Raw genomic sequence first — 17,379 nt, forward strand, 5'->3', positions numbered from 1 at the left:
GGTGCCGCCGAGCGCCCCTACCTTCTGACCACAGTTCCTCGGTCAGCAGCGAGCCGGCGCCGTGAAGGGTGAGGCCGCCGACGTTCCTGCTGCCGATGGCGCCCGGAGCCACCCTTGACGTTTCCTGCCATGGCCCGGTTCTCGGTGCTGGGGAACATGGAAAATGAAGGAGGCGGGCTTGCCTTTCGCGGCCAGCTCGTCGAACTCGGCCTCCGTGAGGTTCCGCCAACTGGACTCGGCGGCCACGTCCGCCGTTCCGGCCAGGGCGGGCCGGTGATCCTGAGAGGCGGCGGTGCGGCGTCCGGCGTTGTGCCGGCCACTGCTCCGCCGAGCGACTGCATGGCAATGCGGCACGCCACCTGTCGCGAAAGTTGGTGCGGGGCCGGGCGGCTGGGAGGTATGGCCCCGGTCGCGAAACGCCATACCCACTCTGCTGACCATGATCTGCCGATTCTAGCAGGTTGCTAAGCGCTCGTTAAGGGGTCAGGGTGAACTGGCGCCGAGACCGTTCGCTGCGGTGGTGGGCCCGGCCTGATCGGGTTGTTAGTGCTGGCCGTTGACAGACCTGGGGCGTTAGAGCTATACAGCCGTTCAGTGGCGATGTCGGCAGGCTATACGCTCGTTTCGCACGGTTGGTGGGAGGAGTCGGGCGGCGGGTGCGGGGCGGCGATGGCGACGCCGTGCGCCGTGGTCCGCCGGGCTTGCGGCCACGCGGCGCCGGCGTTGCCTGCATCGGTGGTCCCGGCCTGCGCCCCGGGGCTGCCTGGGCCGTTCCCGCGAACTGCTGACGGATCCAGCGAGCGCCATCGAATGGACTAGGGGACACTGTGATCCAGAGACGATTAAGATCATTTGTCGCGATGGCGGGTGCCGTTGCGGTGCTGGTGGCGGCTGCCGGCTGCGGCGGCTCGTCGTCGGACGGGAGTGGTGGTGATGCGGAGGCGCAGGGTGGCAAGACCTACACGATCGGGGTCTTAGCCGATATCACGGGCCCGGCGGCGTCCGGGAACGAGACCAGCGTCGAGGGCGTCAAGGCGGGGACGTACTACGCCGAGCGCGAGGGAATCAAGATCAAGTACATCGTGGCCGACACGGCGACGAATCCGACGACCGCGCTCTCGGCCGCGCAGAAGCTGGTCACGCAGGATCACGTGTTCGCCGTGATCGCCCACTCGGCGATCACGTTCTCCGCGGCTTCCTACCTCACCGCTCAGAAGGTCCCGGTCATCGGTTTCGCCCAGGACGGCCGAGAGTGGTTCACGTCCCCGAACATGTTCTCGATCACCGGGCCGACGATCGACAAAGAAGTCACGACGACGATGGGCGAGTTCTTCAAGTCGAAGGGGGCGACCAGCATCGCCTCGATCGGTTACTCGGTCTCGCCCCAGTCGCAGGCCTCGGCGCTCGAGACGGCGGAGTCGGCCAGACTCGCGGGTGTCAAAATAGGCTACGTCAACGCGCAGCTCCCGTTCGGTAGCACCGATGTCGGTCCGACAGTGCTGGCCATGAAGGAAGCCAAGATCGATTCCTTCTTCGCCGCGGTCGACCCGAACACCGCCTTCGCTCTCATCTCCGGCCTGGAACAGCAGGGCGTGGACATCAAGGTGGCGCTGCTGCCCACCGGCTATGGCGGTGACCTGGCGCAGGCTGGCCCGGGCGCGCGGCGAGCGGCTCAGGGTGTCTACTTCTCCCTCGGATACCAGCCCGTCGAGATGCAGACAGCCGCTACCAAGCAGTTCCAGAGCGACCTGAAAGAAGCGGGGATCACCGGGGCGCCGACGCTCGCGCATTACAACGGGTACATCTCGGTCGGTCTGCTCGTCCGGGCTCTCAAGGCGGCTGGCGCGGATCCGACGCCGGCATCGCTCACCAAGGCGCTCGCCGGAATCCATGACTGGGACGGCCTCGGCCTCTACGGGGCCACGAAGTACGACCTCAGCCAGAAGAAGATCTCGACCGGCGAGTGCCTGTTCATGAGCAGACTGGACGGCAGCACGTTCAAGCCCGTCCCCGACGCTATCCCCATCTGCGGCGACCTGACCGACGAGAAGGTCACGCTCTCGTCCTGACGGGCGGCCAGGCCGGCCCGCCCACGCCGTGGGCGGGCCGGCCGACGTGGCGTGGAGATCACCTACCGGCCTGCTCTGCCGCGCCGGGGGTCGGCCATGGCGGGGTCGGACGGTACGTAACTGCCAACACTTTCCGCCGTCGGCGTCTTCGCGGTCGTTCGGCGGTGGTGGTCCGTATGAGCAGGAGATGCGCTCGGGGAATGTTCGAAAGCCGATTCGTCGAAGGGAAAAGCTGGTGAGATCTCGCGCGACCCGCGTCCGCCCGAGCCGCTTGGGCTGCGCCGGTGCGTCCGGGGCCGTCGGTTCGGAACGGGGCTACTAGTATGCTGCAGTACGTCTTGGCCGGCCTTGCGCTCGGCTCCATCTACGCCATCGCCTCGTCAGCGTTGGTGATCACATACGTCTCGACCGGCGTGTTCAACTTCGCCTTCGGGTCGATGGCATTTTTTGTGGCGAGATTCTATTACTGGCTCAATTCGGAACACGGTATGTCCACCGTCTCGGCCGGGCTGCTGTCGATTCTTGTCATGGCACCGCTTCTGGGCGTGCTGCTCTACGGTGCGCTGTTCCGCTTCATGCGGGGCAGTTCGATGCTGGTCAAGATCGTGTCCACGATCGGTCTGTCGGTGGCCCTGCCGCCGATCAGCGATCTGATCTTCGGTACCGACACCATCACCTCGGCGCCGGGCCTGGCGTCGTTGAACGACAAGCCGTACCACGTCTTCGGGACCGTGGTCACGACCGACCAGCTGATCACCTACGGATTCCTGGTGTTCACCGTGGTGGCCGGCACGGCGGTGCTGCGGTTGACCGATGTGGGTCTGCGGGTCCGGGCGATGGTCGACTCGGAGGCGATGGCCTCCTTGTCGGGCACCAACCCCGGGCGGGTCTCGCTCGGGGTCTGGGCGGCGAGCTCCACGCTCGCCGGGCTCGCCGGCATCCTGGTGGCGCCGACCAACGGGTTGAACACCGGCGGAATGACGTCCCTCATGTGCGCGGCGATCGCCGCGGTGGTGGCCGCACGGCTGCGGTCGCTTCCCGGCGCGGTGGCCGCCGCGTTGGCGATGGGCGTCATCACCGACGTCATCCAGAAGTATCTGCCGACGAACAGCACGCTGACCGCGGCGATCGTCCCGAGCATCCCGTTCGCGTTCATGCTGGTGTTCCTGGTCTTCTACGTGGTCCGGTCCGGTTCGGTCGACGAGAACGCCGGCGCCGGCGGGCCGCTCGACGCGGCGATCCGGCCGGCGAGCCAGGACGCGGCGAACGCGCCGATCGACGCCGGCGGCGCGGCCTGGGAGAAATGGCTCGGCCTCGTCCCGTTCCTCGTCGTCGCCATCCTGCCGCTCGTCTTCAGCGGCTCGCCCTACTGGCTGGGCCTCACCGCGGTCGGGCTGTGCTACGGCGTCGTCTATCTGACCTTCACGGTGGCCACCGGCGAGGGCGGGATGCTGTGGCTCTCGCAGATCATCTTCGCCGGCGCGGGGGCGATCGGGGCCGCCCAGTTCGCCACGGTGTGGCACCTACCGGTCCTGGTAGCCGTCGTGCTCGGCGGGGCCGTCGCGGCCGTGGCGGGCGCGCTGCTCGGACTGCTCACCATCCGGCTCGGTGACCTGTACGTGGGCCTTGCCACGCTGACGTTCGGGCTCCTTGTCGAAACACTGATCTTCACCCGCAACCGGTTCCAGCAGAGCGGTATGGGAGTTCTGCTTCCGCGGCCGGGTTGGGCCACCGATGACCTGTCCTTCGCCTACCTGGCGCTCGCGGTCTTCGTGGTGTTCGCGGCGCTCACCTGGAACCTGCGCCGTTCGACGAGCGGGCTCGCGCTGCGGGGGGTGCGTGACAGCGAGCCGGCGGCGCGAACACTGGGCCTTTCCGTGGTACAGGTGAAGGTCATCGTCGGCGCCCTGGCCGCCTTCGTCGCCGCGGTGGGCGGCGGCTTCGTCTCCATGTACACGATGGTGGCCCAGCCGTCGTCCTACGCGACGTTCGCCGGCCTGGTGTGGCTGGCGATCATGGTCAGCCTGGGGATCCGGTCGATCACCGCCGCGGCGGTGAGCGGACTGTCCTACACCCTTCTCCAGGGCGTCCTGCAGACCTACGCGCCGGCTCGGCTGGGCGGGATCCTGCCGATCCTGTTCGGTCTCGCCGCCATCGGGGTCGCCCGCAACCCCGAGGGGGCGATCATGCAGAGCGGCCCGGCGCTGCGCCGGCTGGTGGTGCGGCTGTTGACGCGTACACCGGTACCGGAAACCCCCGCGCCGGCCGGACCCGACGAGTCCCCGATGTCCGTGACCGGGCCGCCCGCAACCCAAACCGTCCCGGCGGGGGCGACCCCGACCACCGCGACCCCAGCGACCACGAAGGCGGAACGATGACCGGCGGCCTTACGGAAACGGGGGAGACCGGCCAGGCGGGTGACGACGTAGCGCCCGTCACCGGCTCGTCCGGACCAGCCCGGCTGGAGTGTGTGGGTGCCACCGTGCGTTTCGGCGGCCTCGTTGCCGTCGACTCGGTGGACCTGACTGTCCCGCGGGGCTCGATCGTCGGGCTGGTGGGGCCCAACGGGGCCGGGAAGAGCACCCTGTTCGGGGTGCTGTCCGGCCTGCTGCGTCCGGCGCGTGGGAAGGTCCTGCTCGACGGCGAGGACGTCACGCACACGAGCGCGCAGGAGCGAGCCACCCGAGGATTGGCCAGAACCTTCCAGCACCCGGAGCTGTTCGGCAGCCTCACCGTCCGGGACCACCTCGTGCTGGCTCACCGGGCCAGGCACGCGAAGCGGAGGGTCTGGTCCGACCTGTTCACCGCCGGCAGCCTGCGCCCGGCCCGGTCGGAGGAGAACGAGAAGGTCGACGAACTGCTGGAGCTTCTCGGACTCACCGAGATCGCCCACCGCTGCGCGGTGGGGCTGCCGCTCGGGACGGCTCGCCTGCTCGAGTTCGGCCGGGCACTGGCCAGCGACCCGACCGTCCTCCTCCTGGACGAGCCGTCGTCGGGCCTCGACTCGGCGGAGACCGAGCAGATGGAAGGCGTGCTGCAGCGGGCCACCAGCGAGCGCGGAATCTCCGCGCTCCTGGTCGAGCACGACGTCGAGCTCGTGATGCGGCTGTCGAGCGCGGTCTACGTCCTCGACTTCGGACGGCTGATCGCCAGCGGGCCACCCGACGAGATCCGGGCGAGCCCGGCGGTGCGGGCGGCCTATCTCGGCGAGGAACTGACGTCGGCGGACTCCGCGGACGACGACGGCGCCCCGGACAGCGAGCTCGCCGCAGGGGCCGCTCTGTCGGCGGCCGCTGTGTCGCCGGCCGGCCGGCCTGTGCCGGCCGCGGACAAGGGCGCCCCCGGCGAGGCGGAGGTGGCCGGGGACCCCGCTGGTCGCGTGCTGCTGACGGTCGAGGGCCTCACGGTGCGCTACGGTGAGGCGCTGGCGCTCGACGGCGTCTCCTTCACGCTGGGCACGGGTCGGGCGCTGGCCGTGCTGGGTGTCAACGGCGCGGGCAAGAGCAGCCTCGCCCGAGCGGTGTCGGGCCTCGTCCCGCCGACCGCCGGCCGGGTCGTGCTCGCCGGCGAGGAGGTCACCTCCTGGCAGCCGCATCGCATCCGGCGGGCAGCGATGGTGCACCTGCCCGAGGGCCGGGGCGTGTTCCGCGGGCTCAGTGTGATCGACAATCTGCGTATGGCGGCCGCGGCGGTCGACGGCCGCCGAGCCCGGCGCGAGGCCGTGGACCTCGCCCTCGAGATCTTCCCCGTCTTCGCCGCCCGGCGCCGACAGCTCGCCGGCCTGCTGTCGGGTGGCGAGCAGCAGATGCTCTCGCTGGCCCGGGCGCTGGCCACCTCGCCGCGACTGGTGATCGCCGACGAGCTGTCGCTGGGCCTGGCACCGAAGATGGTCGACCTGGTCTTCGACGGGCTGGCCCAGGCGCGGCAGGCGGGCGTGGCGGTGATCATGATTGAGCAGTACGTGCACCGGGCGCTGGACTTCGCCGACGACTGCCTGGTCCTGCAGCGTGGCACGGTGGCCTGGCAGGGCTCCGCGGCCGGTGCGCGCGGTGAGGTTCTGCGCCACTACCTCGGCGAGGCCACCACGGCGGCCTGAATCCGCAGTGCGTACCTGGGGCACGGACCCCGCCCAGGTGGCCGCGCACATCAGGGCCGGATTCTCCCTGACGGTGTACGTCCGCGAACGTTGACGGATCAATCCGAATCGGCCCGTCGTTCGGGGTGTCGTCCAGGTTCCACAGCAGGGTCACGCCGGTCAGGTCGTAGCGCGAGGCATGTGGCTCGCCGGCCGTCGGCGATGGGTCGGACGCGAGCTTGCCGAGGTAGGCGAACTGGCCGAACCTGCCGTGGACCTGGGTGAAGCTGTTGGATCCGAGGTGGACGCCGGCCGGGTGCGGGCGCAACTCGCGGATGGGCCTGCCCTCGCCGGAGTGGTCGGCGTCGGTGTCGAAGCGGATTCGGTAGATGTGTGTGTCCGCTGGGGCCTGCCCCCGGGTCGCCGAGCCGGCCGGCGTCGCATTCGATGATGTTCTGGCCGGCGAGGACCCGCCTGCCATCGGGGAAGCGGGATCGGGTAGGCAAGGTCGCCGATCAGGCCGGCGGCCGGGGTGATGCAGGTGATGCAGGTCCACGGATCACCGGTGGGGAACCTCGTGCCGTCCGTAGCCCCAGGATGAGCCGTTGGTCGTCGTAGATGCTTGCCGGGTCGGGTGCGGTCGCGCCCGGAGCGTACTCGCCGCTGTCGGCGGCAGCGGCGACTGGTGACTTCGCCGCTTTTCGCACCTGGGATCCCTTTGGACGGTGGCTCTCGAGTCGGATGAAGCGCCCTGACACTGCGGCTGGGGGAAGGCACATGACCGGCCTGGCTATGTCTGGAGCAACGTCCGTGTGCCAGCCCGCCGAGTGGCCAGCCGGCCTCGTTGTCCATCGGATCGCGTCGCGCTGGGCATCGGTGATGGGTGGCTCCGTGAGCCTTTCCTGTAGACCGTACCAAAATGCTGGCCTACTGTTAAGGGTCTGGGGACACTGATTTCTGGGTCCGCGGAGAAAGGCGGGACCGGCAGTTCCGCGCCAGGATGTTGACGCCTCACTGTCTATTCAGCTATACAGCTGTTCATCGTTAACGAGAACAGCTGCGACTCCTCCGGATAGCCGCGCCGCGCCGCGTGGATGGCCACGTGTCGCGGGGGCGGTCGCGGGGGCGGAGTGGTGGGGAGGTGCTTCCGGGCCGTGACGTCGGCTCGCCTGCTCCCCAAGGTCATGATCTTCGGATCCGCACACTCTACGAAACACCCGTTAAGTAGTCACGGTGAACGGGCTTGGAGACGGCCGGCCATCCTGTCGGCCTCGCCCCTGGTTGACCCGCTGCACTGGTTACTGACAGCTCTACGGTGCTGGAGCTATACAGCCGTTCATCCATCATGTCCGCAGACCATGTGCTCGCTTGGCCCGGTTGCTGGAAGGAGCTGGGTCCGGCGGCGGGCGCGTCGAAATGGGCCGCAGTGGCTGCGTACTGACCGGTCGGGGCTGGTGACCATACGGCACCGTCGCTGCACGCACCTGTAGTCCCGGCCTGCGCCCCGGGGCTGCGTGGGCCGCTCCCGTGAACTGCTGACGGATCCAGCGAGCGCTATCGATGGGACTAGGGGACACTGTGATCCAGAGACGATTCCGATTATCGGTTGCGGTGGCGGGTGCTGCTGCCGTGCTGGTGGCGGCTGCCGGCTGCGGCGGCTCGTCGTCGGACGGGAGCGGCGGTGACGCGGGGGCGCAGGGCGGCAAGACCTACACGATCGGGGTCTTAGCCGATATCACGGGCCCGGCGGCGTCCGGGAACGAGACCAGCGTCGAGGGCGTCAAGGCGGGGACGTACTACGCCGAGCGCGAGGGAATCAAGATCAAGTACATCGTGGCCGACACGGCGACGAATCCGACGACCGCGCTCTCGGCCGCGCAGAAGCTGGTCACGCAGGACCACGTGTTCGCCGTGATCGCCCACTCGGCGTTGGCGTTCGCAGCCGCGCCGTACCTCACGGCCCAGAAGATCCCGGTGATCGGTATGCCCGAAGACGGCCCGGAGTGGAACACGTCCGAGAACATGTTCGGGATCACCGGTCTGTACCCGACCGGCGACGTCACGACGACGACAGGCGAGATCTTCAAGAAGCTGGGCGCGACCACCATCGCCGCGATCGGATACGCCGTCTCGCCTGGCTCCCAGGTCGCCGCCGGCCTGGCGGCGGAGTCGGCGAAGGCAGTGGGCCTCAAGGTCGGCTACCTGAACACCCAGCTCCCGTTCGGCGGCACCGACGTCGGGCCGGTCGTGCTGGCCATGAAGGAGGCCGGAATTGACGGGTTCACCGCGGCGGTCGACCCGAACACCGCGTTCGCGCTGATCAAGGGCCTGCGTCAGCAGGGGGTCGAGATCAAGGCGGCGATGCTGGCCACTGGTTACGGTGGTGATCTGGTGCAGGCCGGTCCCGGCGCGCTGAATGACGCGCAGGGCGTCTACTTCTCCCTGGCCTACCAGCCTGTCGAGATGAAGACGGCCGCCACCAAGCAGTTCCAGGCTGACCTGGAGTCGGCCGGCGTCACCGACGAGCCGACCTTCGCGCAGTACAACGGGTACACCTCGGTCGGCCTGTTGGTCCGAGGCCTCAAGGCCGCAGGCGCGAATCCGACGCAGGCGTCGCTCATCACGGCGTTGACCGGCATCCATGACTGGGACGGCCTTGGCATGTTCGGTTACAAGCTTGACATCAATGCGAGCGAGTTCGGCGCTGATGGCAAGGGGGAGTGCCTGTATATCGCCAAGCTGGAAGGCGACGCGTTCGAGCCCGTGCAGGGAGCGCTCCCGCTGTGTGGTCGCGTTGTCCCGGGCAGGAAGGTCCAGCCCTCGTCCTGAGCGCCCCTGCGCCGGCGTCTCGGCCGGTCTTGGTAGGGTACGCAGCCGGGGCCGGCCACGGGGGTGCCGGGGCGCGGCGGCTGGAGACAACCTGCGACAACCGCTCGGTGTGCCCGCCGTGAGCGGAAGGCAATAGAACCGCGGATACCCGGGCCGCCGTGTCGGACCTCGGTCGGTCGTCAGGAATTGTGGGAATCGCGGCTGACCGGATTGCTGTCTGTCAGGTTGGCATGCCGAACGGACTGTTGTCCGCTTAGCTGGTATGGGCGTTGACATGACGACCGGACGTGGCTAGTGTCACGTGACACTTCGAGCCTGGGAGCAGTCGGTGACCCGTGTGTCGTTCAACCGGGGCTGGACCGTGCGTCCGCGGACCAGCCTCTTCGGCGAGGTGAGCGGAAATGCGCCTGCTGCTGCCGGAGTGACGTTGCCGCACGATGCGATGATCGTCCTTGACCGCTCCGCGGAGCACAGCGGGGGAGCCGAGACGGGTTACTTTCCTGACGGTGTCGTCGAATATGTGAAATCGTTCGAGGTGCCCGAATCGTACCGGGACAAGCGAGTGATTCTCGAGTTCGAAGGGGTGTACCGGGACGCGCAGGTGTATGTCAACGGCGCCTTCGCGGGACAAAGGCCATATGGATACTCGCTGTTCCGTGTGAGTCTTGATCCTTTCCTGCGTCATGGGCAGGCCAACGAAGTGCGGGTCGAGGCGCGCGCTCACAGCGATTCGCGTTGGTACAGCGGCCTCGGCATACACCGCCCCGTGAGTCTCATCGTGAACGAACCGGTGCACATTGCGGCCGATGGGGTGCGAATCACGACGCCAGACGTAGACGACGAACGGGCGGTCGTCGCGGTCGCGACCGACATCGTGAACTCGACTCCGCATACCGTCACGGTCGAGCTCGTCTCCGAGGTCATGGCTGACGGCGAACGGGTCGCAAGGAACGCTGCCCCCGTCACCGTCCGTCCCGGCGAAACGGCGACGGCAAGGCAACGGCTGTATGTCGGTAGCCCTCGACGGTGGGGAGTCGACCACCCCCACCTCTATCGGCTCCGGACGGGACTCTGGAATGCGAACACAGGGCTCGAGGAGGTCGCGACAGACTTCGGAATACGCACTATTCAGGTAGACCCTACGCACGGTCTACGGATCAATGGCGCGACGGTGAAGCTGCGCGGTGCGTGTATCCATCACGACAATGGTATCCTTGGCGCGGCGGCCATTTCGCGGGCGGAGGAGCGACGGGTCGAGATCCTGAAGGGAGCCGGTTTCAACGCCGTTCGGGCGTCACACAACCCGCTGAGTAAAGCGATGCTCCACGCGTGCGACAGACTAGGGATGCTCGTACTGGACGAGGCCTTCGACGTTTGGACCCACGCGAAGATGCCCTTCGACTACTCGCTGGCTTTCCCTGAATGGTGGCAGCGAGATATCGAGTCGATGGTCAAGAAGGACTTCAACCATCCTAGCGTGATCCTGTACTCGATCGGTAATGAAATCCCCGACCTCGCGTCGCCGCTTGGTTCGGCATGGAGTCGGGACATCTCCGAGAAGATCGGCGAGATCGACGGAACCAGGTTCACCACCAACGCGGTGAATGGCTTCCTCGCCGTCATGTCCGATCTGGTGAAGCAGGTTGATGCACGTCCGGGTCCGGGGCAAACGGGTGGTCTCAACACGATGATGGCCTCGATCGGCGACGTGCTGGACCAGATCAATGCATCCGAAATCGTCAGTGAACGTACGAGAGAAGCACACGCGGTGGTCGACGTCTCCGGGCTGAACTACGGGGCCTCGAGGTACGAGATTGACCGCGATCTCTTTCCTGACCGAGTCATCCTGGGAACGGAGAGCCACGGACCTCGGATCGACCGGATCTGGCATCTGGTCGAGGAAAACAGTCGCGTCATCGGCGACTTCACGTGGACTGGGTGGGACTATCTCGGTGAAGCTGGCATCGGTCGTGTGTCATATCCGGGCGAGCAGTCGGCTGAGGGCGGTCTCCTAGCCCCCTTTCCCTCGATTCTTGCCGGTAGCGGAGATATCGACATCACTGGCTTCCGGCGGCCGATGTCATACTTTCGGGAAACGGTGTTCGGCCTCAGGAGTCAGCCGTACGTCGCTGTGCACCGTCCCCAGTACCACGGTAGGAAACGTGTTGCCGGGCCGTGGTCCTGGAGTGACACGGTATCGAGCTGGGCCTGGGGCATCGCCTCTGGTTCTCCGGTCGTCGTCGAGGTTTACAGCAACGCGGAAGAGGTGGAACTTCTCCTCAATACCCGGTCATTGGGCCGTAAGTCCGTTGGCAGTGAGCGGGCCTTCTCGGTGTTCTTCGACTGTGCGTACGAACCCGGGCGGCTTACCGCGGTGGCCTACACGGCGGGCGTCGAGCAGGGCAGGACCTCGCTCCAGTCCTCGGAGGGGGGTACCCGGTTGGCGGTGCGCGCCGACCGAACGACATTACGAGCCGACGACACGGATCTCGCCTTCCTGGAGATCGAACTCGTTGACACCGCCGGGACCTGCCTGGTGGATCGTGAACTCGAGATAGTCGTAGTCGTCGAGGGCCCGGCTGTTCTGCAGGCGTTGGGTAGCGCTCGTCCAGACACAGAAGAGAGGTACGACGGACACACACATCGGACCTATGACGGGCGGTTGCTCGCGGTTGTACGGCCGGTAGCTGTTGGAGCTGTGGTCGTGAAGGCAACAGCAGAGAGCCTCGCCAGCGAAGTCATACGGCTAGATGTCGTCCCCTCCGATTCCCCGCCGACGAAACCGCCGCCAGTGATTTCCGTGAATCGACCGGCGTAGTCGGTGCAGGCACCGGCCCTCCAGCTTCGTCCCCTGCCCTGGAACAGTGCTGCTGGTGGCGTGACACGATGAGTGCGTGTCAGAATCTCGGCGCGTGACGGGGGTCGGGCCGCTGGGACGTCGGGCAACCAGCCGCGATGTCGCGCGCGTCGCGGGTGTATCGCGGACGACGGTGAGCGAGATCCTCAATGGCAGAGGCGCCCGGTTCCCGACGGAGACCCGCGACCGCGTCCGGGCGGCCGCTGCGCAGCTGCGGTATTATCCGTCCCCGGCAGGACGGTCGCTTGTGACTGGTCGTAGTTCCACCGTGCTTCTCCTCGTGCCGAGCGTGCCTGTCGGCCTGGGCGTCCAGGAGTCGATCGACGAGCTTAGTGATCATATAGCACGGCGCGGGCTCCATCTGGTGGTGCAGTTCGCCCGCAACCATCCGACGGTGATTCTGGACGACATAGCGCGTTCAAGCCCGGTGGCAGTCGTGGACCTCGGAGTGCTGCCCAGCGAGACGCGCGAGGCCGTACGGGCCTCGGGTGTGGTGGTCGTGCCGGAGGCGCTGGTGATTCGAAGCGAGGAGTTCCAGCATCTGATCGGGCGCGCCATGATCCAGCGACTGGTCAAGCGTCGTACCGTGCGGCGCTTCCTCTACGCGGCATCGACCGACGTACGTAGCTATCTCTATGACACTGACCGTTACGCCGGCCTGCGCGAAGCCGCGGCGGAGTTTGGTCTGGAGGATCCTGTACGCGTCGACATCCCGCTTGACCTTGCGGGTGCCGTACGAGCGTTGCGGTCGCACCTCATCGACCACGAACCACTCGGGGTCGCCTGCTGTACCGATGTGGTCGCCTTGGCCGTGATGGCGGTCTGTCGCGAACTGAGGCGAGGTGTCCCGGACGACGTTGCGGTCATCGGCGTCGATGCCACGGCTGAGGGGCAGTTGGTTTCACCGCGCCTGACCTCGATCAGGACCGATCAGCACGCGATCGGTGAAGGTCTTGCGGCTGAGCTTCTGGCGGCGATTGATGGTGTTCATTTCTCGGTCCCCGTACGGGACGCCGTTCCAGTAAGTGTGGTCGAAGGTGAGACGGTCTGATCCGTGGGTTCCGGAACCCCGATTCGTCTGAGCCCCATGATCCTTGGTGGATGGTGCTAAACCATTGTATAAGGCTTTCCCTGGGGTGTGTCAACGGTGTGACAGGGCGAGTGTGTGTGTCGTCGTCCGTCGGTCAAGGGGTGGATTCGTCTTCGTGCTTAACGGTCGGTCAATAAGCTGGTAAGGTACCGCCTGCTGAGCAAAGTGAATGACCATGCCGAAACCGTACGACGCTACGCGGGATCTCGCGCGCCATCGGGCCAGTCCCAGGAGGCCTTCCTCGAGTGCACTGTTCGATGGCAGCGCCTACCCACTGTCCGTGACGCGGTGAGCGGGCGGCCCAGCCACGCCATGCCGAGAGCAGCCAGCTGCCCGACCGCGCACGTCCGCGCATCTCGGCGAGACCTCCGGGCCGGTGTGCGGGTGGCGGAGCGAGTGGCCGACACGCAGTGACAAGAGGCGTGAGGAACGAACCGAAGAACAAGGAGAGCAGACGATGAGCGCTGATATCGCGCAACCGGCGATGCGTGTGCCGGAAAGAGAGATCCCGGTGCCCCCGACGGTGAGTCCCGAGGGCCAGGCGATGCTGGCACTGGGCATGGTAGGGCCGGAGCCGGAGTGGAACGGCGTCGAGCTCGACGCGGCCGGGTGGAAGAAGCTGATCGCCGAGCGCGAGGCAGCTGTGATCGCCATGACCGGGGTGGGCGGTGCGTACGTCGGAGCCGAGGTCGAGGAGGAGGACCTGGGTGGCTTCGTGGTCTTCAAGATTCGTCCGGACGGGGTGGCGGTGGACGATCGCCGGGTCTACCTCGACTTCCACGGCGGCGGCTTCATTCAGGACGGCGGCCAGATCGCCTGCTCCCGTGCGGTCGACGAGGCCCGGCGCCTCGGGGCCGCTGTCTGGTCGGTCGACTACCGGATGCCGCCCGACCACCCGTTCCCGGCCGGAGTCGACGACGGCGTAGCGGCCTACCGGCGACTGCTCGAGGTGCGGCGGCCGGAGGAGATCGTCATCGGCGGTTCGTCGGCCGGCGGGAACCTGGCGGCGGCGACGATCCTCAAGGCCCGCGACGGGGGCCTGCCGCTGCCGGCGGCGGCGGTACTGAACACCCCCTGCACCGACCTGACGGAAAGCAGCGACAGCTGGTGGACGAACGAGGGCGTCGACACCGTGCTGCGCGGCGGCTTCAAGCCCGCCTTCGAGCTCTGGGCGGGTGGCCACGACCTGAGGAATCCCTATATCTCGGTGGTGTACGCCGACCTCACCAAGGGATTCCCACCGACCATTCTCACCACCGGTACCCGCGACAGGCTGCTGTCCGACACGGTGCGTTTCCACCGGGCCCTGCTCCGGGCCGGCATGCAGGCCGAACTGCACGTCTGGGAAGCCATGGGGCACGCCGGATTCCTTGGGACGTCGCCGGAGGACGCCGAGCGTGCCGCTGAGATCCGCCGGTTCTGCGCCGCTCACTGGGCGGCTGACGCGGCCTGATCGGGACCGCGTTTCATGACAATCCCGCGAGCATGCAAAGGAGAAGCTATGAGTTACCGAGTCGAGAAGAACGTCATGGTTCCGATGCGGGACGACGTGACGTTATGCACGGATCTCTTCCTGCCGGAAGGCGGGCCCGCGCCGGCGCTCATAATCCGGATGGGCTACAGCAAGGAGATGTTCGAGAAGTTGTCCCTGCCGCTGATCCCGAACGTCCTCTCGCTGGTCGAGGCCGGCTACGCGATCGTTTACCAGGAGTGCCGCGGCACCTACGGCTCCGGGGGCGTCTTCCGGCCGCTCGTGGATGACCCGGACGACGGCGTCGACACGCTCGAATGGACGGTGAAACAGCCGTGGTGCGACGGGAACGTCGGCAGCTACGGGCTGTCATACCACGGCATGACCCAGTGGGCGACGGCCTCACAGGCCCCCTCCGGGCTGAAGGCGATGGCAGTGGCGGCCTCGACGACGGACCTCTTCCGCGCCCCGTGGTACAGCGACGGCGGTGCCGTGTCCTGGCAGATGACTCTGGGCTGGGTGGCGGCCCAGATCGTCACGCTGGGCCAGTACGCGCTCGAGCGCGGCACAGGTGACCTCGAGCCGCTGGTCGACGCGGGCGCGATGATGCTCGACCTGGAGCCGCACCTGCGCAAGCTCCCGATCACCGATCAGCCAGCGCTGAACAAGCATGCGCCCTGGTGGAAGGAATGGTGGGAGCACCCCACCCGCGACGAGTTCTGGACCGGCCTGGCGACGGCCGAACACACCCGGGACATGACGACTCCGGCGCTGCACATCGTCGGCTGGTTCGACTTCTTCGCGCCCGAGGCGACGCGTGCCTACACCCGAATGCGTGCCCAGGCAGCCACGCCACAGGCACGGGAGGGCCAGCGGCTGATCGTAGGCCCCTGGGACCACACCTACCAGGATGCCGCCTACCGGTCCCGCGAGTTCGGCCAGCTGGCCGGCGCACCGTACGCCGACATCACCGGCGCGCACCTGCGGTTCTTCGACCGGCACCTGCGCGGCAACAACAGCGCCGACGTCGGCGCAAGCCCAGTACGGATCTTCGTGATGGGTGTGGACCAGTGGCGGGATGAGCAGGACTGGCCACTGCCCGACACCACCTACGTCGACTACTACCTGGACGGGCCCGGCCGCGCGAACACCGCCGACGGCGACGGCGTGCTCACGACCGAGGCCCCCACCACCGAGGCGGCCGAGTCCTACCGCTTCGACCCGCTCGATCCGGTGCCGACGCTGGGCGGCCGGCTCAACCAGATGGGTTTCGGTTTCTCCGCTCTGTACTCGGGGCCGGTCGACCAGCGCCCAGTCGAAGAGCGCAACGACGTTCTGTGCTTCACCACGCCGGTGCTGGAGGAGCCGGTCGAGGTCACCGGGAACATATCGCTGGTGCTGCATGCGTCGAGCTCCGCGCTGGACACCGACTTCACCGGCAAGCTCGTCGACGTCCACCCCGACGGCCGGGCGCTCTACCTGACCGACGGCATCCTGCGTGCCCGCTACCGCGAGTCGCTGGCCAACCCGAAGCCACTCGTGCCCGGCGAGGTCTACGAGCTCATCCTCGACCTCGGCCTGACCTCCAACGTCTTCCTGCCTGGCCACCGCATCCGGCTCGAGGTCTCCTCCAGCAACTTCCCGCGCTACGACCGGAACACAAATACCGGCAACGTGATCTCCTTCGACACGGCCACCCCGGTCGTCGCGGGAAACCAGATCCTCCACGGCCCGGCGCATCCCAGCCGGCTCGTTCTGCCGATCATCCGGCGCCTGCGGACCGACCGACACGGCTGAGGAACCTAGCTCCCCGTGCTGTTGGCGCAGAGGCGTTCCCGGGTGACCTGGAACGCCGAGCCGGTCTGGTCGATCTGCACGAAGGCGTTGCATTCGAGGAGCTGATGGGGGTTGGTGGCGAGGTTGACGGGCTCGATCAGACCGCCGGCGTCGTAGTCGGTCACCTTGCGGAGAGCCTCGATGAAGCCCTGCCGGGTGGGGCAGGGGCCGGCGAGTTCGAGTCCACGCAGCAGCAGATCGGTGTCGATGTAGGCGTACATGGAGAACTGCTGTTCGGGGAGGACGACCTCGGGGGCGAACTTCACCATGGCCGCCTGGTAGCGCTCGATCGCGGCACCACCGGCCTCGAAGGGGCGGAAGTAGACCGGGAACGACACACCGGCCAGCGCCGGGCCCAACGTGGCGAGGTTCGCGCGGTCATAGCCGGCGAGCGAGACGCTGGCCTTGAGGTTGAGCCGCGCTGTGCGCACGCCGTCCATGACCCGGGCGAAGTCGTCGGGGGTGGTCAGGCCGATCAGCGCGTCGGCGCCGCTCGCGGCGATCTGCTGGGCGATTCGGATCTGACTGTCACCGCCGCTGGAATAGGGAATCGTCGCGACCGTGGCGAGCCCCGCCGATTCGATGCCGGCCGCGTACTGCCCGGCGTAGGTCATCGTGTACGCCGCGTTGCCTGTGGTGACGATCGCGACCTTCGTTCCGCCCGCGGCCTGGATGTACCGGCCGACGGTCTGCGGTGAGGTCCCGTAGTTGTGCGAGAACATGTTCGGGTGCTCGGCCCAGGTGGGATCCGCCAGCCCCACGACCGGGACACCCTGCGACCCCAGCTCGTCGATCGAGCCACTACTCGACGTCGTGATCATCAGCAGCCCGAACACCGACCCGTCACGAACCAGATCCTTGGCCACCTCGGCGTTCGTCGACGGCGACGCCTCGTCGTCACGCCATTCGTAGCGGACCTGACGCCCGTGGACACCACCCGCCTCGTTCGCCAGACCGAGCCGCCCCTCCACACCCGCCCGCGCCGCCGAGAACGCCTCATGCCCGGCACCCGAATCGGAGTACACCAGACCGATCCGCACCTCACCGGCGGACACACCCGGACCGACACAGGCCCCACCCACGGCGGCCTGGCCCTCCGCGCCGGAGCAGGCACCTAACGTGGCCGCCGCGACCACGACCGTCATTCCCGAT

Annotated in this window: 9 protein-coding genes; 8 read left to right on the forward strand and 1 reads right to left on the reverse strand. The window is 67.4% G+C overall.

What is annotated here, in order from left to right:
- Positions 1-860 precede the first annotated feature (860 nt).
- From FRANEAN1_RS15630 to FRANEAN1_RS15665, 8 genes are all read left to right on the forward strand, one after another.
- Entirely contained in the window at positions 861-2,069 is a 1,209-nt protein-coding gene (locus tag FRANEAN1_RS15630; RefSeq protein WP_157472659.1) for an ABC transporter substrate-binding protein, read from the forward strand.
- A 323-nt stretch (positions 2,070-2,392) separates the two neighbouring features.
- Positions 2,393-4,447 carry an ABC transporter permease gene (locus tag FRANEAN1_RS15635; RefSeq protein ID WP_020460771.1) on the forward strand — a complete coding sequence of 685 codons (2,055 nt, stop codon included), beginning with the start codon at positions 2,393-2,395 and terminating at the stop codon, positions 4,445-4,447.
- Entirely contained in the window at positions 4,444-6,165 is a 1,722-nt protein-coding gene (locus FRANEAN1_RS15640) for an ATP-binding cassette domain-containing protein (protein ID WP_020460772.1), read from the forward strand. Before FRANEAN1_RS15635 ends, FRANEAN1_RS15640 begins: the two co-directional genes overlap by 4 nt.
- A 1,557-nt stretch (positions 6,166-7,722) precedes the next feature.
- Complete coding sequence (locus FRANEAN1_RS15645) at positions 7,723-8,973, forward strand: ABC transporter substrate-binding protein (RefSeq protein WP_020460773.1); 1,251 nt, start codon at positions 7,723-7,725, stop codon at positions 8,971-8,973.
- Positions 8,974-9,415: 442 nt separating this feature from the next.
- Entirely contained in the window at positions 9,416-11,791 is a 2,376-nt protein-coding gene (locus FRANEAN1_RS15650) for a glycoside hydrolase family 2 TIM barrel-domain containing protein (RefSeq protein ID WP_347177160.1), read from the forward strand.
- A 307-nt stretch (positions 11,792-12,098) separates the two neighbouring features.
- Positions 12,099-12,881 (forward strand): substrate-binding domain-containing protein, encoded by a 783-nt coding sequence (locus tag FRANEAN1_RS15655; protein ID WP_049795683.1) that lies wholly within the window; start codon positions 12,099-12,101, stop codon positions 12,879-12,881.
- Positions 12,882-13,377: 496 nt separating this feature from the next.
- A complete protein-coding gene (locus FRANEAN1_RS15660; protein ID WP_020460776.1) occupies positions 13,378-14,373 on the forward strand; it encodes an alpha/beta hydrolase in 996 nt (331 codons plus the stop codon).
- A 48-nt stretch (positions 14,374-14,421) separates the two neighbouring features.
- Positions 14,422-16,188, forward strand: coding sequence for a CocE/NonD family hydrolase (locus tag FRANEAN1_RS15665; protein ID WP_020460777.1), 1,767 nt, complete (start codon positions 14,422-14,424; stop codon positions 16,186-16,188).
- Between the two features lie 5 nt (positions 16,189-16,193).
- Here FRANEAN1_RS15665 and FRANEAN1_RS15670 read toward each other — a convergent pair whose 3' ends face one another.
- Positions 16,194-17,372, reverse strand: coding sequence for an ABC transporter substrate-binding protein (locus FRANEAN1_RS15670; protein WP_041254223.1), 1,179 nt, complete (start codon positions 17,370-17,372; stop codon positions 16,194-16,196).
- Positions 17,373-17,379: the final 7 nt, after the last annotated feature.

This window comes from Parafrankia sp. EAN1pec (assembly GCF_000018005.1).
Classification (GTDB): domain Bacteria; phylum Actinomycetota; class Actinomycetes; order Frankiales; family Frankiaceae; genus Parafrankia; species Parafrankia soli.

Coding starts and splice junctions, on each gene's coding strand:
- FRANEAN1_RS15630 (WP_157472659.1), top strand. CDS start 861: ATGGCGGGTGCCGTTGCGGTGCTGGTGGCGGCTGCCGGCTGCGGCGGC.
- FRANEAN1_RS15635 (WP_020460771.1), top strand. CDS start 2,393: ATGCTGCAGTACGTCTTGGCCGGCCTTGCGCTCGGCTCCATCTACGCC.
- FRANEAN1_RS15640 (WP_020460772.1), top strand. CDS start 4,444: ATGACCGGCGGCCTTACGGAAACGGGGGAGACCGGCCAGGCGGGTGAC.
- FRANEAN1_RS15650 (WP_347177160.1), top strand. CDS start 9,416: ATGATCGTCCTTGACCGCTCCGCGGAGCACAGCGGGGGAGCCGAGACG.
- FRANEAN1_RS15660 (WP_020460776.1), top strand. CDS start 13,378: ATGAGCGCTGATATCGCGCAACCGGCGATGCGTGTGCCGGAAAGAGAG.
- FRANEAN1_RS15665 (WP_020460777.1), top strand. CDS start 14,422: ATGAGTTACCGAGTCGAGAAGAACGTCATGGTTCCGATGCGGGACGAC.
- FRANEAN1_RS15670 (WP_041254223.1), bottom strand. CDS start 17,372: ATGACGGTCGTGGTCGCGGCGGCCACGTTAGGTGCCTGCTCCGGCGCG.